At 46.0% G+C, this 22,376-nt stretch carries 21 protein-coding genes and 1 tRNA gene; 11 read left to right on the forward strand and 11 right to left on the reverse strand.

Annotated features, from left to right (window positions below):
• Positions 1-137: 137 nt before the first annotated feature.
• The 3 genes from DESAL_RS05185 (at position 138) to DESAL_RS20000 (ending at position 2,388) form a co-directional block, all read left to right on the forward strand.
• Positions 138-794 (forward strand): response regulator, encoded by a 657-nt coding sequence (locus DESAL_RS05185; protein WP_015850914.1) that lies wholly within the window; start codon positions 138-140, stop codon positions 792-794.
• A gap of 165 nt (positions 795-959) precedes the next feature.
• Positions 960-1,051 (forward strand) — tRNA-Ser (locus DESAL_RS05190).
• 317 nt (positions 1,052-1,368) lie between these two features.
• On the forward strand, positions 1,369-2,388 hold the full coding sequence (locus DESAL_RS20000; protein ID WP_015850915.1) for an META domain-containing protein: 1,020 nt from the start codon (positions 1,369-1,371) through the stop codon (positions 2,386-2,388).
• A 100-nt stretch (positions 2,389-2,488) separates the two neighbouring features.
• Here DESAL_RS20000 and DESAL_RS05200 read toward each other — a convergent pair whose 3' ends face one another.
• The 4 genes from DESAL_RS05200 to DESAL_RS05215 all read right to left on the reverse strand — a co-directional run bounded on the left by DESAL_RS05200 (position 2,489) and on the right by DESAL_RS05215 (position 8,479).
• Positions 2,489-3,025, reverse strand: a complete 537-nt coding sequence (locus DESAL_RS05200) for a hypothetical protein (RefSeq protein WP_015850916.1) — start codon at positions 3,023-3,025, stop codon at positions 2,489-2,491.
• Positions 3,026-3,227: 202 nt separating this feature from the next.
• Positions 3,228-5,900 (reverse strand): sulfatase-like hydrolase/transferase, encoded by a 2,673-nt coding sequence (locus DESAL_RS05205; RefSeq protein ID WP_015850917.1) that lies wholly within the window; start codon positions 5,898-5,900, stop codon positions 3,228-3,230.
• A 22-nt stretch (positions 5,901-5,922) separates the two neighbouring features.
• Positions 5,923-6,636, reverse strand: a complete 714-nt coding sequence (locus DESAL_RS05210; RefSeq protein WP_015850918.1) for a class I SAM-dependent methyltransferase — start codon at positions 6,634-6,636, stop codon at positions 5,923-5,925.
• Between the two features lie 13 nt (positions 6,637-6,649).
• Positions 6,650-8,479 carry an aminotransferase class I/II-fold pyridoxal phosphate-dependent enzyme gene (locus DESAL_RS05215; protein ID WP_015850919.1) on the reverse strand — a complete coding sequence of 610 codons (1,830 nt, stop codon included), beginning with the start codon at positions 8,477-8,479 and terminating at the stop codon, positions 6,650-6,652.
• A gap of 219 nt (positions 8,480-8,698) precedes the next feature.
• Here DESAL_RS05215 and DESAL_RS19660 point away from each other — a divergent pair, with 219 nt between their 5' ends.
• Positions 8,699-9,157, forward strand: a complete 459-nt coding sequence (locus DESAL_RS19660; protein WP_015850920.1) for an NfeD family protein — start codon at positions 8,699-8,701, stop codon at positions 9,155-9,157.
• Between the two features lie 16 nt (positions 9,158-9,173).
• Positions 9,174-10,157 carry an SPFH domain-containing protein gene (locus DESAL_RS05225; RefSeq protein ID WP_015850921.1) on the forward strand — a complete coding sequence of 328 codons (984 nt, stop codon included), beginning with the start codon at positions 9,174-9,176 and terminating at the stop codon, positions 10,155-10,157.
• An 85-nt stretch (positions 10,158-10,242) separates the two neighbouring features.
• On the opposite strand, the gene DESAL_RS05230 is transcribed toward DESAL_RS05225, so the two are convergent.
• The 3 genes from DESAL_RS05230 to DESAL_RS05240 form a co-directional block, all read right to left on the reverse strand.
• On the reverse strand, positions 10,243-10,452 hold the full coding sequence (locus tag DESAL_RS05230) for a hypothetical protein (RefSeq protein ID WP_015850922.1): 210 nt from the start codon (positions 10,450-10,452) through the stop codon (positions 10,243-10,245).
• Positions 10,453-10,647: 195 nt separating this feature from the next.
• Entirely contained in the window at positions 10,648-11,415 is a 768-nt protein-coding gene (gene mazG, locus DESAL_RS05235; RefSeq protein WP_015850923.1) for a nucleoside triphosphate pyrophosphohydrolase, read from the reverse strand.
• On the reverse strand, positions 11,416-11,976 hold the full coding sequence (locus tag DESAL_RS05240) for a CvpA family protein (protein WP_015850924.1): 561 nt from the start codon (positions 11,974-11,976) through the stop codon (positions 11,416-11,418). It abuts the gene before it with no gap.
• 258 nt (positions 11,977-12,234) lie between these two features.
• Here DESAL_RS05240 and rfbC point away from each other — a divergent pair, with 258 nt between their 5' ends.
• From rfbC to qrcD, 5 genes are all read left to right on the forward strand, one after another.
• A complete protein-coding gene (rfbC, locus tag DESAL_RS05245; RefSeq protein WP_015850925.1) occupies positions 12,235-12,786 on the forward strand; it encodes a dTDP-4-dehydrorhamnose 3,5-epimerase in 552 nt (183 codons plus the stop codon).
• A gap of 192 nt (positions 12,787-12,978) precedes the next feature.
• On the forward strand, positions 12,979-13,530 hold the full coding sequence (gene qrcA, locus DESAL_RS05250) for a menaquinone reductase multiheme cytochrome c subunit QrcA (RefSeq protein WP_015850926.1): 552 nt from the start codon (positions 12,979-12,981) through the stop codon (positions 13,528-13,530).
• 13 nt (positions 13,531-13,543) lie between these two features.
• Positions 13,544-15,613: a menaquinone reductase molybdopterin-binding-like subunit QrcB gene (gene qrcB, locus DESAL_RS05255; protein ID WP_015850927.1), complete on the forward strand. Its 2,070-nt coding sequence runs from the start codon at positions 13,544-13,546 to the stop codon at positions 15,611-15,613.
• Positions 15,614-15,636: 23 nt separating this feature from the next.
• Positions 15,637-16,419 (forward strand): menaquinone reductase iron-sulfur cluster-binding subunit QrcC, encoded by a 783-nt coding sequence (qrcC, locus tag DESAL_RS05260; RefSeq protein WP_015850928.1) that lies wholly within the window; start codon positions 15,637-15,639, stop codon positions 16,417-16,419.
• Positions 16,420-16,433: 14 nt separating this feature from the next.
• Positions 16,434-17,666 carry a menaquinone reductase integral membrane subunit QrcD gene (gene qrcD / locus DESAL_RS05265; protein ID WP_015850929.1) on the forward strand — a complete coding sequence of 411 codons (1,233 nt, stop codon included), beginning with the start codon at positions 16,434-16,436 and terminating at the stop codon, positions 17,664-17,666.
• Between the two features lie 412 nt (positions 17,667-18,078).
• On the opposite strand, the gene DESAL_RS05270 is transcribed toward qrcD, so the two are convergent.
• From DESAL_RS05270 to DESAL_RS05280, 4 genes are read right to left on the reverse strand one after another with little or no spacing between them, the layout of a single operon-like run.
• Positions 18,079-18,681 (reverse strand): hypothetical protein, encoded by a 603-nt coding sequence (locus DESAL_RS05270; protein ID WP_015850930.1) that lies wholly within the window; start codon positions 18,679-18,681, stop codon positions 18,079-18,081.
• Positions 18,682-18,706: 25 nt separating this feature from the next.
• A complete protein-coding gene (locus DESAL_RS05275) occupies positions 18,707-19,204 on the reverse strand; it encodes a Crp/Fnr family transcriptional regulator (RefSeq protein ID WP_015850931.1) in 498 nt (165 codons plus the stop codon).
• Positions 19,205-19,206: 2 nt separating this feature from the next.
• The gene (locus tag DESAL_RS20470; RefSeq protein ID WP_245543788.1) at positions 19,207-19,698 is read right to left on the reverse strand and encodes an ATP-binding cassette domain-containing protein; all 492 of its coding nucleotides are present in this window, start codon (positions 19,696-19,698) and stop codon (positions 19,207-19,209) included.
• The gene (locus DESAL_RS05280; RefSeq protein ID WP_245543789.1) at positions 19,691-21,703 is read right to left on the reverse strand and encodes an ABC transporter ATP-binding protein; all 2,013 of its coding nucleotides are present in this window, start codon (positions 21,701-21,703) and stop codon (positions 19,691-19,693) included. Before DESAL_RS05280 ends, DESAL_RS20470 begins: the two co-directional genes overlap by 8 nt.
• Positions 21,704-21,829: 126 nt before the next feature.
• On the opposite strand from DESAL_RS05280, the gene DESAL_RS05285 reads away from it, so the two are divergent.
• Entirely contained in the window at positions 21,830-22,279 is a 450-nt protein-coding gene (locus tag DESAL_RS05285; RefSeq protein WP_015850932.1) for an ATP-binding protein, read from the forward strand.
• Positions 22,280-22,376: the final 97 nt, after the last annotated feature.

Here is a 22,376-nt window from a genome sequence, read left to right on the forward strand (position 1 = left end):
TGGGTTTGCAAATCTTGAAGGCTGCCTGCCAATTTATTCATGAGTGCAAGGTTGCTATTTACCTGCTTTTCTTGTTAAGAATGAATCTCAGTTTTATAGCTGGAGCTTTATATTATCTATTCCTTATTGGGTGGTTGATGTTAAATTTGGTTACAGTTGTTATTGCCGATGATCATGCTCTGGTCAGGGAAGGGCTGAAGACGATACTTAAGTCTCAATCTGGGATCAGCGTTCTTGGTATGGCTGAGAACGGTGAAGAAGCAGTGCGTCTTTGCAGGCGTTTGAATCCTGACGTGGCTCTTATGGATCTCTCGATGCCTATTAAGAGCGGTGTGCAGGCCATTCAGGAGCTTTCCGGTGAAGGCAAGACTAAGTTTCTGGCCCTTACTGCCCATGTTGAGCCTGATCATATCTATTCTGCTCTTGATGCAGGAGCCAGCGGTTACGTTCTTAAGACTTCTTCCAGTAAGGAACTGGTCATGGCCATTGAAACTGTCATGCAGGGCAAAGTCTATCTTGCTCCGGATATTTCAGCTGAAGTGGCTAAAGGATTTTTACAGAGGGATCGCAGCAATAGTTGTGATAGTCTTGAGTCTCTTACCGAACGTGAGCGTGAGGTACTCAAACAGGTTCTAGCTGGTTATAAAAACCGGGAAATTGCCGATCTGCTGGTCATCAGTGTTAAAACCGTGGAAAAGCATCGCTCCAACTTTATGAAGAAGCTCGGCCTGCGTTCTAAAGCAGAACTCAAGGCCTACAGTGAAGAGCTTAAGAAGAAGGGTATTTACCTCTAAGATTAGTGGATGTGCGCAGCTGGAGGAGTCGACATAAACTAATTTGCATCGCAGCAAATGAATTATGTAAGTAGCTGTCGCATTTACCATACAAATTTTACATGTTATTTTTAAAAAAAGGTTGACATCTGAGGCAAGTTCGGGAAAGTTCTTGTCTCACCTTTTGGAGAGGTGGCAGAGTCCGGTTGAACGCGGTAGTCTTGAAAACTATTGAGGGTTTACGCCCTCCGGGGGTTCGAATCCCTCCCTCTCCGCCAGAATATAATAAAGGCCAAGCAATGCTTGGCCTTTTTTTTTGGGAAAGTGTTGACCATCAAAACGGCATGTTCGTGTATAACAATTATCTGAAGATATCTTTTGCTTAATAATATACTTAGTTGTTTGGGTTATTAAAAATGTAGTTGAATTGAGTCAGTCGCCGGACTATTGTCGGGTACTATTAGACGTGAAAAGAGAATGTTGTACTGACTGATATAAGTAAAATGAGTTAGCCTTTTCAGGCCGTGAACGCTTCTATTTAGAATCTGTTTTTTTACCATTAATTTATGAGAATATGTAAATTAGGAGAAGCAAAATGAAGAAAATTTTGATTCTTGGAATCTTATTATTTGCAGCTGCTTGCAGCCCGGTTAAAAATTCCGAGATATACTGGGTGAATAGTTACAAGCAGGATTGTGTAGGTGTAGGGCCTATGAAATGTATGCTCGTTCAAAAGGGAGAAAACCCTGATCAGAGCCAATGGCAGAACTTTTATTCACAAATTGAAGGTTTTGAATATCAGCCGGGATTTATTTACAAGCTTAAAGTAAAAGAGGAAAAGATGCAGGATGTGCCTGCTGATGCCTCTTCAATAAAGTATACCTTGCTCAAAGTTTTGGAAAAGAAAGAGGATGCTAGGTTAAAGTTAAGCGGCAATTGGGAAGCAGTTAAGATAAACGGCTCAGTAATAAAAATACCTCGCATACGTGGAGCCGGTGTTATCCCGCATTTGAACATTGATATAAGCGAAATGCAGATTAGCGGTAGCGACGGTTGTAATAATTTTAACGGCCGTATCACTAAAGTTGCGAAGCAGAAAATTGAATGGGGCCCTGTTGCCTCAACTATGAAGTTATGTGCCAACATGAGCATTGTTGACTCCTTTAATCAGGCATTTAACGCTGTGGCGGAATATAGGATTAATGGTGACAGCTTAGTTCTGACAGATAATGAGGGTAAAGAGCTGCTTGAGTTTGCGAAAAGCGGTACTCCGGCTAAAACGCTGCTCAATGATATCTGGATTGCCGAACAGGTGGACGGTATTGTTGTGACAGACAAAATTAGTGCTCCCAGGTTGGAAATCAATATTGCTAAAATGAAAGTTATGGGCACAGATGGCTGCAATTATATAAATGGCGGCATTATAACTTTAACCAATTCCGAATTGGTTTTCAGTCCCGTGGCCGGAACAAAAAAAATGTGCTTTGATATGACTGTGCCGGACAAATTTAATGCAATTCTCTCGCAGGTCCGTAGTTATAAAATTGCTGAATTGAAGCTGACGCTGTTTGATGGGAAGGGTAGAATCCTTGCAGTATTAAAAAAGGGTGATTAACGCCAACCCCTGATAGTTAGCCCGATAAGTATAAGGCCCTGACTGAATAGTCAGGGCCTTTTGTTTTGTAGCACGCATTCAAATCTTGGCTTGAGCTTAACTATCGATTCCATTCCGGATCACCCGCATCACTCTCTTCGACTTGGGATGCAAGCTTGTCCAAAATATTCGGGAGCATCTTTTCCGAGAAGCCGGCAATAAAAGCCCATAGTATGGCTAGCGCAGTGTCTTCCAGATGTTCCGGTTTTAGGTCCTGAAATAATTGAACTACGTTGTAGTAGACTTTTTCAGCCCCTATGAAATTGGGGAACATTGTGCCTTTTAGTATTCCTGTCGCAAACAGACCGTACAACAACCATGCGAAAACCCCTGCAATTACTGGGGACATGTATACCTGTAGTATAGCCATGAGCCGATCTTTTGAGTCCTTATTGTAGGTAAACGATTCATCCGGCATACTTTTCAAGCGCAAATATGTACTTACTACTCCGCCACCGGCACCAACCAGATAAATCACCAGAAGCAAGGAGATGTCCTTTGACCCGGGATCGTTTGAAAGCATGTTAAATATAACTGCTACGATTATGGCCGGAGGAATGAACGAGTGGAATCGTGGTGTTGTCAAAATCGCGTACATATTCGTAAGCTCCTGTTGGTGGAAATATTTTCTAATCTTATATTTAGTATAATTTAAATGCGATAGTAATTCAATAGAACAGGAATCGTGATGAATATGATTGGCTTATGCAGAGGGTCGCGCGCGCAAAAAATCCCGGATCAGCATAAGGCAGGTCCGGGATTTTCACTTCTCTGTATAAAGGTACAGTTGTTTAGTAGAATTACTTTGTTACATGTGCTTTAGGTACACGGAGTAATGCACCGGAGCTGATACCACTTTTGTTGATCAATTCCAGAGTCAGCATCATTTCGTCTTCCAGAATATAACGGGCCTGATCTGCACGATGGCGATAGAAGTCATCTTCATACAATCTTACCAGATCAATTGTGTTACCCATAGAGCTGATGGAGCTGCGCAGTATCCGATGATATGATTCAATGGAAGGCTGCATATTGAATTGAAAAGTCCTGCTTGCAATAATCAGCGGTTCCTCGATGAGTTCAAACGGTTTAACAAGCGCAAGACGGACACTCATGTCCCAACCCTGTTCATTGTCATTGGGAGTCCTGAAAATCCCAACATCGTTGTGCAGCCTGCGTTTGTAGAGCAGCCCCCGAAGGTCGCAAACTTCACACAGCATTTCCCTTACTTGTCCCACAGGTTGGACATCATTAGCTGAATTGCTTGTGTTTTGCAGAAAATGTCCGCATTTGACGGCTGTAACATTACTTTTGCCGTCTATTTGATTCACCAGGACGGTCAGGCAAGTAGGCAGAAGTTTGTCAGAAACATCAGACCAGAAGAGATACTCTCCTTTTGCCGCGTAAAGTCCGCTATTGAGCAGATCATGAAATTCGCCTGTACGATTGATCTTCCTGATTTTTAGCTCAGGGAAATTCTTTGCAAGTGCTGTAATGATGGCCGTATCAGCTGTCTGGTTAAGCAGGATAATTTCAACTGATTTCTCAGTTTGTTTGGATAACATGGTCAGAAACATGGGTAGCAGTTTGTGATCTGCTATCCCATTAAGCGGGACTAAGATGCTGATTTTAGTGTCATGTTCATTTTCAGGGCATGGCATGACAGGTCTTAGGATGGTCCTATCTTTAGATATAACCAATCCTTTATTTACATGCCTGACTCTGCCTAGTCTGTTGAGCTTATGCCATGTCTTTGCCAGAAAATCTGTTGTGCTTGTGGAGAAGCATCCTGCATTACGCATGGTTTCTGTTTCAAACATTGCGCAAGCGCCTACTTCGTTGAAATGCGGAAGAGAATAGGCTGCTGTGGCGGTTTTGTGCTCGAAAATTGAACCGAGCCGTGAAAACATGAGTTCATCAAAGCAATCATCATTGCCGATATATTCCATTTCCCGGTTATCACTGATGAGCCTTTTTATGTTCGGGTAGCTGAGTACCGTATCAGTCTTAGCCAAAAACATTTCGCGCAGACTATAGCAGAAATTTTCCGTGTATTGGCAATCCGGAGTAGCTGTTACCGTAAAAGGTGCTTTAGCCAACTCCAGACCTTTATTCAGCATCATGGGCAGCGGAAGATCTTTTGCTTCCACGTGTCGTATATACAGGCGGTTGCTGTATTTTGTTTTTACTTCCTTTTCCACTTCGCCACTGCTGTCAGCATCCAGCAGAATAAGTTCCGTATTAAGAATTTGGTCGAGCAAAGCGTCGATGCACAGTCTTGTCTCTTCACTCCAACTGAATACCGGGAGCAGTATGCTGGCTTCGATTTCCGTTCTGATATCGGAAAGGGAGATACCTGTTTGCTCATAGAGTTCGGTGGCGGTCTGCGGCCCTTCAAGAACCAGTTCCTTATAGAAGGTGAGCAGCTCCTCTTCGACAGGCAGTCCTTCTCCCATGTGGTCGGTCACATTGGTCCCTTCTGAGTTGTCATACAGGGCCATGGGTGCGCCTTTATGGAAATAGAAAGCCCAGTTTTGCTTTCTAACGCAGGCATAGTCGGTGATACCCGTTACATCAAAGCTGACGTTGCGTTCGGATATGCCGATCAGTTCTGGAACAGGGCCGCCTTGAAGCGCCGATTTCAGACTTACACCCTGTGCATTCATCTCTTTACCCAGCGCAAGATCGAGCAGAGTAGGCGCGATATCTATGGAGCGGATCAGTTCATGCTTTTTAGTAGGGGTAAGTCCTTCGGCAATAAAAGAGGCAAATACACGGGTTTTGTTGTTGGCAAACCCCCAAGGCATGCTTTTGTCATATTCAATGTAGTTTTCGTCCAACACACAGCCATGATCCGAAGTTACGACAACGATATCATCCGGTCCGGGCGCTAGCTTATCCCATAGGGCTTTGAAATCCTTTGCTTGCCGGGCTACAACTTTGAGGTATTCATTTGTGGTCCAGCTTGTTTTCTGATTGCCGCCAAAGTCATGAATGTAATCAAGGTGGAAATTGACGAAGAAAGGTTTTTTGCTTTGCCGGACTCTGGCGATGAATGCATCACGTCTATCATTGTCGTAATTCCGATGCGGAGTATGTTCGAGTGTGGGGTAGCCGGATTCAAATACATCAAATCCCCGTTTAGGCTGGCAGGAGTCTAAGCTGCTGTCATCCCAACGGAAGGTCTGGTAACCGTAATACTTGAAATGCTCAGTGACGGTCAGGACATCGTCTTTGAAATTGCGGATGGTCTGCACTCCGTGATGAATCATCCCTGTCAGTCCGGGACGCAGGGATGAGAAATACGACGGTGCGGATATTCTGGTAGAACCACCGCTGGTCATGACATCAGTGAACAGGATCCCCTGTTCAATTACTTCGTCAATTTCATTGTAGACAGCTGTTTCGGAAAGACACGATGCCAGCATGTCCGATCTCAGGGTGTCGATTACGATCCAGATGATGTTTTTCATTTGAAGTGGCCTCGTTCAGGAACTAGAAAGTCAGCAAAGCATTAAAACGGTAGGGGGACATAGGATAGCTTTCAAGATCCTGATCAAATGTCTGGACCTTCATGCCGTGCTTTTCTCCATATTCATGGAACCACGATTTGGGATAGTAAAGATGGCGGTAAGGGCTGTCTTCCGCTGTCGGGTATTCTTCCCCGGCATAGACAACATTGCGCCTGAAGTCTTCGCAAAGATCTCTTTTCTCAAGATCGGGCACATCGAGAATAAATATTTTCCCGTCATGGGTTAGGACACGCATGATTTCGTTCATGGCTTCCTCTGCATAGTTAAGGTCACGGAAGTAAAAGAATACCCCGTGGGAAAAAACAGCTTCAAACATGTTGTCTGCAAAACCGAGGGCAGAAGCTTCGCAAGCTTTACCGTTTAATTCGGGGATTGCGGATGTGGCTTTCTGGATCAGTGTTTCAGAGTAATCAGCACCATAAAGTTCCGGGCCGGAATTGCGAAAGGTATAAAGCATTGCTCCGGCTCCGCAGCCCACTTCAAGAATTTTTGAAGCCTTATCGGTTTCCAGTCTGGTTTTGATGTCTGCTGAAGTTTTCATCCAGTCATCAACCGATATTGCTCCGGTTCCGGTATCAAAACCGTCTGCTTTCATAAGGTCTTCAAGTGAATCTCCACTTTCAGTCCCTTTGCGGGTCCATACCTCGTGCCATTTGTTATCAGTAGAAATGTTCATTGTAATCTCCGCCTTATGCTGTTTGGGATGTGATCATATTATCAGCGAGTGTTGTAGTCAGGGCATCAACCAGCATGCGGTTTTCCTCGGGAGTTTTAACCGCAAGCCGCAGGTAGCGTCCTTCGGGAAGTCCTTGCTTTTTGCCGAGGTCTTTAACCAGCATTTTGTGATTCATGAACAATTGTTCCTGAATGTAGTTGGAAGAAACTCCCTCAGGGAGTTCGCAGCAGAAATAGTTTGCGAATGAAGGGATAACCTTCAGGGTAGGAATTGCGTTTAACATTTCTCCCATCTCATCACGGGCCTCGATTACTTTAGCGCGGGCTAAAGCGTAATCGTTGCGGTATTTTGGGAGAATATCCAAAAAATATTGGGCAACTGAATTGATGTGCCAGATCGGCAGGGCTGTGCGTACTTCTTTAATGAGTTCGCGGTCGGCGCTTGCAATGTAACCAAGCCTGATTCCCGGAACTCCGAGGTCTTTACTCAAACTTCGCAGGATGATCACATTCGGGTATTTATCCAGCTCATCGAGGAGAGTCGTGTCTCGTCCGGTCCCGATGAAATCGGCGAATGATTCATCAAGAATTATCATGTCCAGATGGCGCAGTTCTTCGAACATGTAACGAAGTTCTGCCGGTTTGAACCTTGTTCCGGTAGGGTTGCCGGGGTTGACGATAACCAGCGCATTGGAGCCGCTCGATTTTGCTTCTTTGACAATTGTTGCCGGAGTCTGAGTCAGGCTCTGCGGACAGGGAGGAATGGCATGAATCTGTTCAGGTTTAAGATTTCGTGCATATTCATCAAATGAAGGCTGGAGTAGGGTAACCTTGTTAATTTTTTGACGCAGGAGTTCAATCAGTTCTGAACCGCCGTTGGCCACTGCGAGCATGGATTCATCAATTTTAGCCCAGTTTGCAAGGCTGAGGTTGATTTCCTGCTGACCTGAAGGGTAGTTTCCGAGCAGGTCGGTCAGGTTCAGGCGCAGTTCATTGTAAAGGTTCTGGTTGGGAAAGTACGGATTGTAGAGATATTCGAAGTCCGTAAAGTCGTAACGCCAGTATCCACCGTATTTTTTGCGTACCTTTTCCAGCAGGGATCGATCATCGGTTACGTAGGCCTCGGCTCGTTGCAGGTCTGTGAAATCATCAATTTCGAACCAGCGGTGGGAATTGCATATCTTGGCTTTGAGTTCTTTGCTGCCCATGAAAATGATCACGCCCAGAACCAGTTCATAATACTCGTTCTGGCCGTTCATTTTTACATAGAGATCAATGGTGGGCAGGAAAATATTTTGCAGGAAATCTTTAGTAAAGGTGTAAATATTTACCGTCTTGTATTTGTCGGTAAAGGTGAAATTCTCATCCTGATCTTTACCGGGGATCAACCGGGTAATATTCTTGCGGTCAGCAGAAAGCTCAACCACGGTTCCATCCATATGAGGCTGGAAATGATCGACCATGACAGCATTGGCGAAAGGCTCTTCCAGCAGTTCTTCAATCAGTCCCGGCTCAAAGAAAATATCGCATTCCAGAAGAATGGTGTTCCTGTCCCACAATTCGCGGGTCAGCCATAGGGAGTGGATATTGTTGGTTTTGTCCCAGTCTTCGTTTCGTACGTAGACAATTTCGATACAGTTGTAGCTGTCACCAAGCCTTTCATGCAGTTGCTCAGACTTGTATCCTTCCACAATAATAAACCGCTCAACCGGATGTTTTGAGAGTATATCCAAAGCATTAATGATCAGCGGGCATCCATTGACTTCAACCAGTGGCTTGGGAACATCATCCGTAATGGGACTGAGCCTTTGTCCTCTTCCTGCTGCTAGAATGATAACCTGCATAGCTGTCTCCGTGTCAAATTAGTGTTTGCAATGGGCAGTGATAAGCAATGTCTGTTCCAAAATAAAGATCTATTAAGATTTATTAAAAAACTTTGCAGGAGATTGTAGATAGTAGGATTAATGAATTTATATTGAACGAACTGGTTTTATTGTGATAATGGTTTTATATGATCTTGTGTTTGTTGATTTAGATGAATATTCGAATCAAAGGAGATGTGTGTGGACGGTCTTCCACTCTGGTTGATTTGGCTGGTTGCCGGACTTGTTCTGGCTTTGTTGGAGCTTGTGGTTCCGGGAATGATCTTGATTTTTTTTAGCCTTGGTTGTCTGCTTTCCGCTCTAGCCGCACTTATTTACAGCGATGCTTTGATTTTGCAGGTTGTTGTTTTCTGTCTCTCCTCAGTAGGGGCTCTGCTGATCCTCCGCAGGACATTTATGGGCTGGTTTCAGGGGCAGGTGTCTGATGTTGTCGATGATGGATATGACAATTCTCCTGAAGGAGCATTAGCTGAAGTGAGCAAGGATTTCGGTTCTGACGGTTTTGGTCAGATCAAGTATCGGGGCTCATTCTGGAAGGCTGTTACCCGGTTAGATCATAATTTCGTTGTTGGCGACAAGGTTCGTATTGTTTCATGGGCTGACAAGAGTAAAACTTCTTTTTTTGTGGAAAAACTTTGACAGTTGAGGTTGCATTATGGCTCCCGCATTGATTGCAGTGATATTAATTGCTGTCGTTTTGGTTGTAATAATTATTAAGTCTATCCGGATTGTTCCTCAGAAAACAGAAGCAATAGTGGAAAGGCTCGGCAAGTACCGGGTGACTCTTGGTGCTGGGTTTCACTTTCTCTTCCCTTTTATAGATCGCGTTGCATATGAGTTTTCACTTAAGGAGGAAGCTCTGGACACCTTACCGCAGACCTGCATTACCAGCGACAATGTCAGCGTTGTAGTTGATGGTCTTATCTTTATAGAAGTTCAGGATTCCAAAGCCGCAGCGTATGGTATCGACAACTATCGATATGCTGCTTCACAGCTTGCCCAGACAGCACTTCGTTCCTGTGTCGGTAAGCTTGCTCTCGATAAGACTTTCGAAGAACGGGACTCCATAAACGCCCAGGTGGTGGAAGCTATTGATGCTGCCGCTGCTTCTTGGGGTATCAAGGTTTTGCGGTACGAGATTAAAGATATTACCCCGCCGGACAGCGTGAAAGCGGCTATGGAAACTCAGATGATCGCCGAACGTCAGAAGCGTGCGGACATTGCCCGCAGTGAAGGTGAAAAGCAGGCTACTATTAACAGAGCAGAGGCTGCCAAGCTTGATGAAGTCCTTAAGAGTGAGGGGGAACGCGAAAGGCTTATGAACGAGGCCCGAGGTAAGGCTGAAGCAATTACTACCGTTGCTGATGCTACAGCAAAGGCTTTGCGTACTGTCGGGGAAACTTTGAATACCTCTGGTGGTGCCGATGCTGCATCTCTTCGTATAGCGGAACGTTATGTGGAAGCTTTTGAAGGGTTGGCACGTGAGTCTACAACCTTGATCCTCCCTGCTGAAGCCGGAGATGTGGCTTCTATGGTTGGGACTGCCATGAGCGTGTTTGGTAAGGTTAAAGGAAAGGACAAAAGTCCCAAGAGTTCTAATAAAGAAGGGCAGGGAGAGTTTGGCTTTACTCTAGAATAAGTTTTTCGGGAAAATAAATTAATACACATAATAAAACCCGGCTGTTATGGCCGGGTTTTACGTTTCAGGCGCACGGACTGCCCTTTTAGGCTATAGTGTTAGCTATTGTCCCAACGCCGGAATACGCGGCACTGAGAACGCTTTTTTGGAAATCATAATCGCTACTGGTTGAAGAACTGAACTGATCGGAGTTCATGTAATCAAGCGTCTTGGTTACAACTTGAGCCCCGAAGAGTTGCTTGTCACTTACCGCAGGTGCGGTATCCATTGGTGAGCTGATTCCTGTTACGTCCATAAAACCCCTCCCGAAAAAGGGCAATATACGCGCCTATCTGTCAAATCGGATGGAACCTGAAATTCTTTAGGGGAAAAATAAGAAAAAATTAGAGTTCTTTATTAAGCGCTTATAATGATTAATTAAAGAAGTAAAAAAAGATCCCCGCTTACATCAATGAAAGCGGGGATCTTTTAACAGTATAGTCAGGTTGGTTTATTTTTTGACCTGTTCCCAAAGCTCATTCTGTTCGATGAGGCTCATTTCAGAGATATCTTTGCCTTGTTCTTTGGCGAGGTCTTCCATTTTGGCAAAACGCTCAAGGAATTTGTTGTTGGTGATATCCAAAGCGGTATTTGCTTTAATGCCTTTCCTGCGGCCCAGTTCGATAAGGGTGAACAGGTAATCACCGAATTCTTCAGCTATGGCTTCCTTATTGCCGGAGTCCAAAGCATTATTCCATTCTTTCCATTCACTATCGAGCTGGCCCAGGCATTGCTCGTCAGATTCATAGGTAAAACCGCTTCGGGCTGCCTTTGAATTGATACGGTATGCCTTGAGCATGGGCGGCAGTCCCTTCGGCAGGGAATCGAAAATCTTTTTGTCGCCTTTTTTCTCGCTGCGTTTTATTTTTTCCCAGTTACGGAGCAACTCTTCCTGATCTTCAACCTTGCAGTCTGCAAATACATGCGGGTGGCGGCGAATCATTTTTGCTGCGCCGGAATCAACTGCATCAGCAAAGGTAAAAGCGTTGTCCTCTTCGTAACGCTGAGCAATGAACAGCAGCAGGAACATTACGTCACCCAGCTCTTCCATTACTTCCTGTTTATCATCGGCACGAATGGCTTCTACCAGTTCGAAAGCCTCTTCAATTAAAGAATCACAAAGGGTTTGGGGTGTTTGTTCTTTGTCCCAAGGGCAGCCGTCCGGTGCGGTCAGGCTGGAAATTACATTTTTAAGTTTTTCGATGGATTTTGCGCTCATTTAAATAGTATCGCTTATAGGGTTAGTGAGTTCTGAGTGGTCGGGAAACATTGACTTTATATCCAATGAATCAAGTACGTTGTCCGGGGCGAAGCTAATGAAGAAGCTTGCCGTGGACATTACCTTGGGGGCCAGTTTGGACTTAGTCAGAAACTCTGAATTGGGTGTAAAGCTGTTCAGCACGACAATTATGATGCCGCCGACAATGATTGCTTCTACGAATCCCAAGATTCCGCCAAGGACCTGATCAGCCCAGCTGAGCATGGACACAGTCAATATTTTTTTAATGGTGACCCCGACAAGAAAGGCTACAAAAAGCGTAGCTACGATAATTGAAAGGTAGCTGAACGCCTTAACTGTTCCTGGACCGTCAAAATAAGTCTGAAAATACGGGGCAAGTTCGTGGTGGTATTTTGCGGCAAGATAAAAGCCGAAAATTAAAGAAAAAACGGAAATAGCCTCTCTGACTATTCCACGTAATAAGCCTCTAAAGATGAGGGCCCCGGCAATTACAATTAAAATGATATCCAGCGCATTAAGTGCTAAGCCTGCTGTTTGCATACTGAAATCCGTTAATAATTTGTTTGTGAAAAAATGCGCGAATTCCGCATGAAGCCATATCAATGAAAGAGATAAAAGGAACCTAGCAGACCGCAGAGGAAAAGTGAATATCATGAACCTACTTGAAAATAATAAAAAATATGACATTCAAGTGAAAAATGAGGTTGTGTCATTTCGTGTTCTCAGGTAATTCTCGATTAATTTTGAGGGAATGGTTTTAAGGGTAAGAACTTTATCATTCATGCTTGGAGGATATGCGTGAAGTTGATTGAAACGGAATTTCCCGGACTTGTGGTCATTGAACCTAAGGTTTTTAGGGATAGGCGGGGCTTTTTTCTGGAAAGTTTCAATAAAAATGTCTTTGCGGAAAATGGGTTGCCCACTGATTTTGTTCAAGACAACCATGCGTATTCATCAGGTCTCGGCGTCATTCGCGGTCTGCATCTGCAAATGCCTCCGCATGCTCAGGCAAAACTTGTCTGGGTAACAAGGGGGGCTGTTAACGATGTCGTTGTGGATTTGCGTAAGGGATCACCAACCTATCGGAGATCGTTCAAAATTGAACTATCAGCGGAGAACTTTCTGAGGTTGTTTATCCCCAAGGGATTTGCGCATGGATATGAAACTCTGACCGAGGAAAACGAGTTCATGTACAAAGTCGATTCTGGGTACGCCCCCGGCAGCGAGGCCGGGATCAGGTGGGATGATCCGGAACTTGATATCGACTGGAAGACAAAGAATCCGGTACTTTCCGACAAAGACCTGGAGCTTCCTCTTCTGGCACAGTTTGACTCTCCGTTTGAGTTTTAAACTGGTCTGCGGGAAGTGTTTTACAGACGCTTTTCCGCATATCTTTGTCAGGAAATAGGGGTCTTTCTTCTTTTGGAGAGTTTGTGAAAAGTTTCATATTCTCTTGACATAGAAAGATTCTCTATTTTAGAAGAAATGGCGTTAATTGGTTGTTTATGTTTCACAAAACTTAAGGAGTAGTGGGGCGAGGTTATGGAGGAAAAAAGAACATCGAAGCAGTGTGGAGGAGTTCTTCCTTTCTTCATCGGTGTCCTTGCGAGCCTGATCGTTGGTTGGTGGGTTTTCCCGCAGGTTATTTATAGCCAGAAGACTCAGCCTATCGATTTCAGCCACAAGGTTCATGTTGAAGGTGAAGGTATGGACTGTGAGTCATGTCACATGTTTTTGGAAGACGGTTCCTTTGCCGGTCTGCCTTCCAACGAGCAGTGTGCTGAGTGTCACGAAGATGTCCTCGGAGAAACTGAAGCTGAGGAAATCTACGTGACCGAGTATCTGCAGAAGGGTGTGGAAGTACCCTGGCTGGTTTATCAGTATCAGCCCGATAACGTTTACTTTTCGCACATGGCACACCAAGGCTTCGAGTGTACGGATTGCCATCCCGACGTAGGCAACAGCGACACGCTGCCGACGTATTACGAAAACAGAATCAGCGGTTACAGCAAGCAGACCATGAAGATGTGGCAGTGTGAACGCTGTCATGCGGAAGTTGGTACCAGCAACGCATGTTACGTCTGCCATAAGTAAGTGAGGGACTGCAATGGGTATTGATCGCAGAACTTTTATTCAATTGGTAACAGGTGGTGTTGTTGGTTCACTCTTCACCCCTGTAATTTGGAAAACTCTGGATGACGCTTCTATCTGGTCTCAGAACTGGCCCTGGATTCCCAGACTGAAATACGGTGCAATCACCGAGCAGGCTTCTGTTGCCAAGTTTGGTGCCAGCCCCTGTGCTGAGATTGTAAAATCCGTGGGCGGAAGCCCTTACCTCACCAGAGGAAATGCAGAAAACGCAATGAGCAAAGGCGGTGTTGATTCAGTCAGCGCCAGCGGCCCGCAGCTCATGTACAGCCCTTCCCGCATTAACGGTCCTATGAAAAAGACCGCGGAAGGCAAATACGAGTCCATCTCTTGGGAAGATGCTGAAAAGCTCCTCTCTGAGAAACTCGCAGCAGTTAAAGGACAGAAAGGCAAACTCACTGTTGTTTCCGGCGATAACACCGGTACTGCAACTGAGGTTCTGTCCGGTTTCGCTTCTGAAATGGGCGCTGACTGCTACCTGATGCCCTCTGAAGAGCAGGGCGCAGCCGTTGCTCTGGCTAGCATGGGCGGAAAAGGACAGATCGGTTACGATCTGGAAAATTCCGACTTCGTGCTTTTCGTAGGCGCGGATGCCATGGATTCATGGGGTTCGGTTGTGAGAAACCAGTGTGTTTACTCTGAAAGCCGTCCCACCGGTGGAGAAATCAAGACTACTTATGTCTACGCCGGTCCTTTCCAGAACAACACAGCAGCCGCTGCAGATAAGTGGGTTCCGGTAGCACCCGGTACCGGCGCTATCTTCTGCCTCGGTCTTGCTTACCATATGCTTAAGGCTGGAGCTTCCGCTTCTGCTTCTGATTTCGCCGACTTTAAGACTCTGGTAATGTCCAGATTCTCTCCCGATAAAGTGGAGAAAGCCACCGGCGTATCCGGAGTTGAAATGGCAGCAATTGCCAAACGCATCATGAAATCTTCCGCTCCCGTTGTTGTTGCTGGCTCCGAGTTCGCTCAGGGTGCCGGTGCAGCTGACGTGATTGCCGCTGCCGCAGTTAACATGCTGCTCGGTCGCGTCAACAAAGACGGTGGTATGAAGATTCTGCCCGAACTGCCCACAGCTGTTGAAGCTGCTGCCGGCCGTTCCGAACTGGCTGCTAAAGACTTTATCGGCTACCTTGCCGGTATCGCCGCAGGCAAAGTTGCAGCTCCTGCAGTAATGATGGCTTACGAAGCCAACCCTGTTTACGCACTGCCCCAGAACACAGCTCTGGCACCGGCATTCGAAAAAGCAGGCTTTCTCGTAAGCTTCAGCACTTATATGGATGAAACAGCTTCCAAAGCTGACCTGATTATGCCCAACCCCACCAGCTATGAGCGTTTTGAAGATGCGCAGACTCCTTACGGTGTCGGTGCAGCAATGCTCGCAGCCAGTGCTCCTGTTGCAGAGCCTCTCTACAACAGCAAGCCCACTGTTGACGTAATTCTCGGCGTGGCTTCCGGTCTGGGTATCGACCTTGGTTACGAATCCTCAGAAGCCGTTTATCAGGCTAAAGCCGAAAAAGCAGGCGCTGACTGGGATTCCCTTGTAGAAGGATCTGCTTATGTTGCCGATTCCACTGAATCCGGTTCTATTAAGTTTGCAGCATCTGTTCTTTCCAAGGCTGTAACCATGCCCAAGGGCGGCGAAATCGCTCTTGCTCCTTACTCCAAGCTTATCTTCGGTACTCCCACTGTGGCTATTCCGCCGCTGAACGTGGTTGCTATCAGCAAGTTTGAGCTTCTGGGTAAAGACCTCATGGTTCAGGTTAACTCTAAGACTGCCAAGAAACTTGGCGTGTCTGAAGGTTCCAAGGTCAAGCTTGCAGGAGCAGGCGGAGAGTGCGCTGTAAGAATCCACATTAATGAAGGCGTTATGAACGATGTCATCGCCGCACCTCTTGGATTCGGTCACACCGCATGGGATGCTTACTCCAGCGGTAAAGGCGAAAACATCTCCAAACTTCTCACCGTTGGTACTGAGTCCGGCACCGGTTTATCCGTGTGGACCAGTTCTTTCGTGAGCATCGCCTAAATTAAAGTCAGGGGATTCACGTTATGCAACAATTGGAATTTGATACTAAATGGACCATGGTAGTTGATGTCGACAAGTGTACCGGTTGCGGTGCTTGTATGGTATCCTGCCAGGCTGAAAATAACATAGCTCCCATGGAAGAAGGGTCCAATAAGCTTAAGACCCTCACCTGGATGCTTGTTTACGAACTCAACAACGGTAAGGAATTCCCCAACAGGGAAGTTGCCTACCTGCCCAGACCCTGCATGCAGTGCGGACACCCTGCCTGTGTTCCCGTCTGTCCCGTAGTTGCTACTACTAAGGACGAAGAAGGCGGAATCGTCAGCCAGATTTATCCCCGTTGCATCGGTTGCAGGTACTGTATGGCTGCATGCCCTTACCACGCTCGCTACTTTGGCTGGCTTGACCCGGTATGGCCCGGTGGAATGGACAAGGCTTTGTCTCCTTCTACTTCTGCCCGTCCTCGCGGTGTCGTTGAGAAATGTAACTTCTGCCACTCCAGACTGCTGGATGCGCGTCAGCGTGCCCGTGCTGAAGGTCTGGATCCGAACAAGCTGCCTGACGGCTGGTACCAGCCTGCCTGTCTGGAAGCATGCCCCACCGGCGCAATCTCTTTCGGTGATGCTAAGAACCCTGAGCACAAAGTTCATGAGCTGATTAAGAGCCCCAATGCTTTCCGCATTCTGGAGTCTATCGGCATGGATCCTCAGGTTTACTACATCAGCCGTCGTGACTGGGTTCGTGAGCAGAGTGATAACGTAGCTCAAGGCAGCCATGCTGAGCATGCTGCTGAAGGCAAGCATTAGGAGGGAGGTTTACCATGGATAGCAATCTCTTCCCCGAAGGCACAAAACGCTGCGGACTGCCCAAGTTCCTGCTTTGGATGGTTTTTCCTACTGCCATCTTGCTCTGGGGCGTCTACGCTGCCGTAAAGATTTTCTATTACGGTATCGGCGTAACCGGCCTTGACAACTACTTCGGGTTCGGCCTCTGGATTACTTTTGACCTTGCGGTTATCGCACTTGGTGCCGGTGCATTTTTCACCGGTTTTCTCAAGTACATCCTCAAGATCGATCAACTTAAAAATATCATCAACCTTGCAGTAGTTTTAGGGTTCTTGTGCTACTCCGGCGCCATGCTCATTCTGACCATGGATATCGGGCAGCCCATCCGCGCATGGTTCGGTTACTGGCACCCCAACGTGCACTCCATGCTCACAGAAGTTATCTTCTGTATTACCTGTTACTGCACCGTTCTGATCATTGAATTCATTCCGCTGATTCTCGAGCAGAAGCAGCTGAATAAGATTCCTTTCCTGCACCACTTTGCCCATCACCTTCACGTGAATATGGCTCTGTTCGCAGGTATCGGAACATTCCTGTCCACCTTCCACCAGGGTTCTCTCGGCGGTATGTACGGCGTTATGTTCGGTCGTCCTTACGCCTTCCGTGAAGGTTTCTTCATCTGGCCCTGGACTTTCTTCCTCTTCGTTCTCTCCGCAGTGGGTTCCGGTCCTGTTTTCACAGTTCTGGTTTGTACCCTCATCGAGAAAATGACCGGTAAGAAACTGGTGGAGTACAAAGTTAAAGCTCTGATGGGTAAAATCGCCGGTACCATGCTCTGCGTGTACATGTTCTTCAAGATCATTGACACCTGGGCTTGGGCTGTAGGCTACCTGCCCTCCGTTGGCCTGACCTTCGAACAGATGTTCTACGGTAATGTATACGGTCAGTGGCTGCTCTGGACTGAACTCGTGCTTTGCGGCATCGTTCCCGCAATCATGCTGATCACTCCTTCCATCAGAAACAACCCCACACTGCTGTACTCTGCAGCAATTCTGGATTGCATCGGCGTAACCATTAACCGTTACGTATTCACTGTCCAGACCATCGCTATTCCGGTTATGCCTTTCGATAACTGGGAAGTATATGTACCGAACTGGGCAGAATGGGCTACCACCCTGATGATCTGCGCATACGGTGCTCTCGTACTCAGCCTCTGCTACCGCTACCTGCCTATGTTCCCTCAGGAACTCAAGCTGAACAAGAAGTAGTCTCCGGCTGATTACACAAGTAAAGTCAAAAGGCCCTGCTCGTGAGAGTGGGGCCTTTTCTTGTTTGAAGGAACAGTGTGATGTCTTACTTTGTTTGTGTGTATTAATTGTGGGATTAGATTGGGGATGATGAAAGTTTGAGAGGAGCTATCTGTCGGTACTGTGTATAGATCGTAAATTAAGTTGGCTCGTACATATGGCAGCGCAACTACGAGTTTAGTTAATCAATGATATAAGTTGCAGGTTAGGGGATGGATAAGCGCAGTCTCTAAAGATAAGAAGTGACGGACTTAAGTCATTAATGCTGATTTAGTTTGAAATATATCCCGAAGAACAAGGTGTCCGTATTTATCAAAAAAACCTCCCCGCTAGAGCAAGGAGGCTTTCTATATGAGAATTAGTCGGTTTTAAGCTAGTAGGGCAGAAACCACTTCATTCCTTTCATCTTAGCAGGAATAGGCTTTTCTTGTGACGGAGGATGCTTGATGTCCCAGCATTCCATTTCCTGTTCAATCCATGAAGGACGGGAAAGTCTGATAGAGTTCCCCTTGGTTATGGAATCGTCATCGCCGCTGAAGTGTTGCAGGATGAGGCTTACGTTGCCGTCTGCATCACCCAGAGACCATTTCCAGACCTTGAGGGTGCCGAAAGGGTTACCGCGCCAGTCATTGGGCTTTCCAAATCGTTTTTCAATTTTGCCATAGAGCTTGTTGAAAAATTCCATGCTGCCGTCTTGGTATTTGAGCTTCATGCGCAGGATGATATCTTTGCGCTTGCAGTTACCAACAACAACATACCCACCCTTATAACCTTCCATGTCTTTCAAGCCGATTCGCTTAATATACTCTTCCTGCCACGGTGAAGTTGCAGAGTTACTCTCCAAGAGTGAGCGGATTGTTGAAAGGTTGTTACCGATAGTTATACCGGCTACTGACTCCGGTGCGTTTTGTGCGGCAAAAGCACTAGATGTCCCAAGTAAGGAAATTAATAGGGTCAATAAGATAACTTTCTTCATTTGATAATTCCTGTAGCCTCGTGGCTTATATGAGAGTCAATCCTATTCCAGTCGTACAACCGGAACATCCTGCGTTGTAGTTCGATATAAATCTTTCTTCCCAGTTGCTGATCATGTCAACTGTGGCTTTCAAGAACTTGTTGCTGATAACAGGATACTGTTCTTGAGCTTTTTTGAATTTTTCACTGGTCAGGCGAATGCATACGCAGTCCGAAGTGGCTTTAAGAGTAAATAGCCGTTTGGAGTCGCCAATAAGTGACAGCGCACCGACAAAATCTCCTTCCTTGAAAGATTGGATTTTGGTAGCGCCTGTATCCAGATAAGCTTCCATGGAGCCGCTGATCAGGTAATACGCGGACTGGTCAAGGTCTCCGCTGGCAAACACTTCGTCACCTGCTGAGAATTTTTCGCGTACGCAAAGGTAGGCGATCAGCTTTTGTGCTTCAAGGTCAAGACCGGAGAAGTAAGGAATCTCCCTCATTATTTCCAAATGCTCTTGATATTCGCTTGTTTCTGCTGCCATGACTAATGTGCTCCATGTACGAGTTCATAAAGAAGTCCCTTTCTCGCCATGAGTTCATCATAGGGACCTACTTCCATTAATTTACCAGCCTTCATGACTGCCACTTTATCATAATTTTTAATGGTATCCAGTCTGTGGATAACCGAGATAAGTGTTGCTTTGCCTTTCCACTTGGTTTCAAGCAGACCCTGAATACGGTTCTGAGATCTGTTGTCCAATGCGGAAGTCGCCTCATCCATAATCATGATGGGCGGATTTTTGAGGAAGGTTCGAGCGATAGCCAGTTTCTGGCGCTGTCCACCGGAAAGCTTATCACCCTTGGTGCCAACCTGAAATTCCATGCCCAATTCAACAACTGTTTCAAGGAGGTCTTCCTCGATAAGCAGCTGGATCATAGATTGGTTGATTGCATCCTGTACCTTCGGATGATCGGTTTTGGGTTTACCGAAAAGGATATTGTCCAGAATTGTTTGCGAAGGAATGAATTCAGCCATTTGTATAGAAGCTGAAGGCTTCCGGCATGTCTGCTGAGATTCTGGAATTAAACATCTTCCGGCCGTCGAGGATCAAACCTTTCAACACGGCAGGAAGGGCGACAATTTTATGTACTCCGGGAACAAAGCCAAGAGCAAGGCGCAACAACATTTCCCGGTCTCTGTCTTCAAGTTCCAGCAGGGGGGTATCGTCAATACGCGCAGTAAGCTGTTTGTAATCTTCGAATTCCTCCGAAGGAATAGGACTTTGCTCAAAGAAAACCTCATCCGGCGGGAGATTGCCCAGAATATCGACAGTCTGTTTGGCTAATTCGCGTCCGAGGCTAAGCAACGGTGTTTCCAATTGTGCTTCCTTGAGGAAGTTCTGGAAGTAATCGTTGCTGACCAGTGCACGGCCTGAGAAAGTGTTATCATTGGCATGGCCAAAGGTTATGTTGCCGGCTACGGATGAGAAGTCGAGATATGCCCCGTCCTGATAAAATTCCACATGTTCAGCAAGCCTGTCGCCGAAATCGGAGTGGAAGTTTTGACGCACTCTGACCAGTCGTTCCGATAGTTCCGTCTCTTTATCCGGGTCAAGCAGCGTGTTAAGGCCGAAACGAAGAACATCGACAAAAATACCAGCCTGCTGAATTGACTCAATCATGTTGTCCCGGCTGGGCATTTTTTCATCAGCTTCAGGGTCACCTTCAAGGATAGCTGCACAGGAGTATAGCAGGTTGTCTTTGATCGTTCCTGAGAAAATGAAAGGTGCCTGGGCCACGATGCCCATGTTATGTACCATGTCGGCCTTGGTTAGGTCGCCCACTTCGTAGCCGTCGATTTTTACCGACCCTCCCGTATATTTATATAGCTGTGACACACATTGGGCCAGTGTACTTTTACCACTGCCCGAGAAGCCGACAAGAGCCATTTGCTCTCCGGGTTTGAGCTGCATATTAATTTGTTTAAGCAGCCGTATATTGCCGGAAACAGTGAAACCAAGGTTTTGAACTTCGATGTTTCCTTTAAGCTTTACCGGCTCTCGTCCTTCAGGCTCAAGCTCAAATTCAGGCTTGGTGTCGAAGTATTCCATAACCCGGCTGTAGCGGACTCCGGCATCATTATGGACCTGATAGAAGTCCATGAGTTCTTTCCACGGATCATAAATTTTTTCATAAGCGGAAAGGAATGCAACCAGAGCACCAAGGTCGAAACGACCCTGAATGGCAAGATAACCACCGACAATAAAGAGCAGGAAGGGACCAAGGTTCTGGAAAAAGTTGTTCAGGACTTTGATTCCCTGTTTGTAAAGAATCCATGTGATCCTGATCTTGAACAGGCGGTCAACAAAAGCTCCGTATTTACGGTTTTCAATACGGTAGGAACCGTTACCGTGGATTTCATGGATGCCGGAAATGGTCTCGTTGATATGACTGGAGAGATATCTTGTTGTATCAACCCTTTTCTTGTTGGCATTGTTTGATTTTTTCTGGAGCTTGGGGACCAGATAGATCACAAAAGGATAAAGCGCGATAGAAATACCGGCCATGATCGGGTTCAGGTAGAACATGTATCCTGCAAATGCGATAAGTGTGAGCAGGTTTGTAACCGGAACAGCTACTGATTGCCCCACATATTCGCCCGCCGGAGCCAACTCTGTTACAAGTGAAGAGACCACCATACCCGGGTTGGCTTTTCGGAAATAGCCTAAAGGTAAAGTTAATATATGCGCATATAATTCCTTACGCATTTTTGCCAGTGCTTCCTGACCGATATACGTTTGCAGGACAGTAATAAGGTATTTTAGCAGGCTGGCTGATACAACAGATGCGATGTAGAAACCACAGTACATGAAGAGTAGGTCAACCTTGCGCATACTGATGGCCTGGTTGATGATTTTCTTCTGCATTTCCAAGGGAACAAGTCTGACTGCTACTGTGAAGAAGATTACAACAAGCAATATGAGCTGCAATTTCATATTGCTGTTCTTCACCCAGTAGGTTAGCGGACGCTTGGTGATCATTAACAACTCCTGTTTAGGCTATATATCTAACAAAAATTTATTACCTTTTTGTTGACGCAGCGACAAGGGTTTTCTAACTTATTAAAGGTAATCGTACTATCTGTCCCACATGAGAAAATTGAGGATATGGTTTTGGTAAATAATCCTGAGACGCAGGCTGAGGCTGGCGTCACTTCTTCTTTCTCCCTGAAATCCGATATTTCTGAGCTCAGGGTTCTGGCTGAAAAGATAGAAAATTTCGGCAGTGAACACGGTGTTTCTGATAAAACTGTGTTTGAACTTAATCTCGTGCTTGATGAACTTTTTACTAACCTTGTCAGTTACGGCTGCCAGTCGGACAGGCATAAGTTTGATATATTCATCGAGCTGAAAGATAGAGTACTTACCATTTGGATTGAGGATGACGGCAAGAAATTCAACCCTCTTGACGCACCTGAACCGGACATGGGCTGTAAATGTGAGGACCGCAAGGTAGGTGGATTGGGAATCCATTTCATGCGTAAAATGATGGATAGTATTGAATATGAATGGAAGGACGGCAGGAATAAATTGACGTTGACCAAAAATATTCAATAGCTTTATAAACCTAATTAGATAAGTAGTCCGCAGCGCGGATTTTAATATTTAACAGATCGGCATTGCCGCTTACCAGTCGGTAAATTTGGAAAACGGA

This window comes from Maridesulfovibrio salexigens DSM 2638 (assembly GCF_000023445.1).
GTDB classification, from domain to species: domain Bacteria; phylum Desulfobacterota; class Desulfovibrionia; order Desulfovibrionales; family Desulfovibrionaceae; genus Maridesulfovibrio; species Maridesulfovibrio salexigens.

Excerpts from the sequence above, each read along its gene's own strand:
- DESAL_RS05185 (WP_015850914.1), top strand. The coding sequence starts at position 138 with ATGTTAAATTTGGTTACAGTTGTTATTGCCGATGATCATGCTCTGGTC.
- DESAL_RS20000 (WP_015850915.1), top strand. The coding sequence starts at position 1,369 with ATGAAGAAAATTTTGATTCTTGGAATCTTATTATTTGCAGCTGCTTGC.
- DESAL_RS05200 (WP_015850916.1), bottom strand. The coding sequence starts at position 3,025 with ATGTACGCGATTTTGACAACACCACGATTCCACTCGTTCATTCCTCCG.
- DESAL_RS05205 (WP_015850917.1), bottom strand. The coding sequence starts at position 5,900 with ATGAAAAACATCATCTGGATCGTAATCGACACCCTGAGATCGGACATG.
- DESAL_RS05210 (WP_015850918.1), bottom strand. The coding sequence starts at position 6,636 with ATGAACATTTCTACTGATAACAAATGGCACGAGGTATGGACCCGCAAA.
- DESAL_RS05215 (WP_015850919.1), bottom strand. The coding sequence starts at position 8,479 with ATGCAGGTTATCATTCTAGCAGCAGGAAGAGGACAAAGGCTCAGTCCC.
- DESAL_RS05225 (WP_015850921.1), top strand. The coding sequence starts at position 9,174 with ATGGCTCCCGCATTGATTGCAGTGATATTAATTGCTGTCGTTTTGGTT.
- DESAL_RS05230 (WP_015850922.1), bottom strand. The coding sequence starts at position 10,452 with ATGGACGTAACAGGAATCAGCTCACCAATGGATACCGCACCTGCGGTA.
- mazG (WP_015850923.1), bottom strand. The coding sequence starts at position 11,415 with ATGAGCGCAAAATCCATCGAAAAACTTAAAAATGTAATTTCCAGCCTG.
- DESAL_RS05240 (WP_015850924.1), bottom strand. The coding sequence starts at position 11,976 with ATGCAAACAGCAGGCTTAGCACTTAATGCGCTGGATATCATTTTAATT.
- qrcA (WP_015850926.1), top strand. The coding sequence starts at position 12,979 with ATGGAGGAAAAAAGAACATCGAAGCAGTGTGGAGGAGTTCTTCCTTTC.
- qrcB (WP_015850927.1), top strand. The coding sequence starts at position 13,544 with ATGGGTATTGATCGCAGAACTTTTATTCAATTGGTAACAGGTGGTGTT.
- qrcC (WP_015850928.1), top strand. The coding sequence starts at position 15,637 with ATGCAACAATTGGAATTTGATACTAAATGGACCATGGTAGTTGATGTC.
- qrcD (WP_015850929.1), top strand. The coding sequence starts at position 16,434 with ATGGATAGCAATCTCTTCCCCGAAGGCACAAAACGCTGCGGACTGCCC.
- DESAL_RS05270 (WP_015850930.1), bottom strand. The coding sequence starts at position 18,681 with ATGAAGAAAGTTATCTTATTGACCCTATTAATTTCCTTACTTGGGACA.
- DESAL_RS05275 (WP_015850931.1), bottom strand. The coding sequence starts at position 19,204 with ATGGCAGCAGAAACAAGCGAATATCAAGAGCATTTGGAAATAATGAGG.
- DESAL_RS20470 (WP_245543788.1), bottom strand. The coding sequence starts at position 19,698 with ATGGCTGAATTCATTCCTTCGCAAACAATTCTGGACAATATCCTTTTC.
- DESAL_RS05280 (WP_245543789.1), bottom strand. The coding sequence starts at position 21,703 with ATGATCACCAAGCGTCCGCTAACCTACTGGGTGAAGAACAGCAATATG.
- DESAL_RS05285 (WP_015850932.1), top strand. The coding sequence starts at position 21,830 with ATGGTTTTGGTAAATAATCCTGAGACGCAGGCTGAGGCTGGCGTCACT.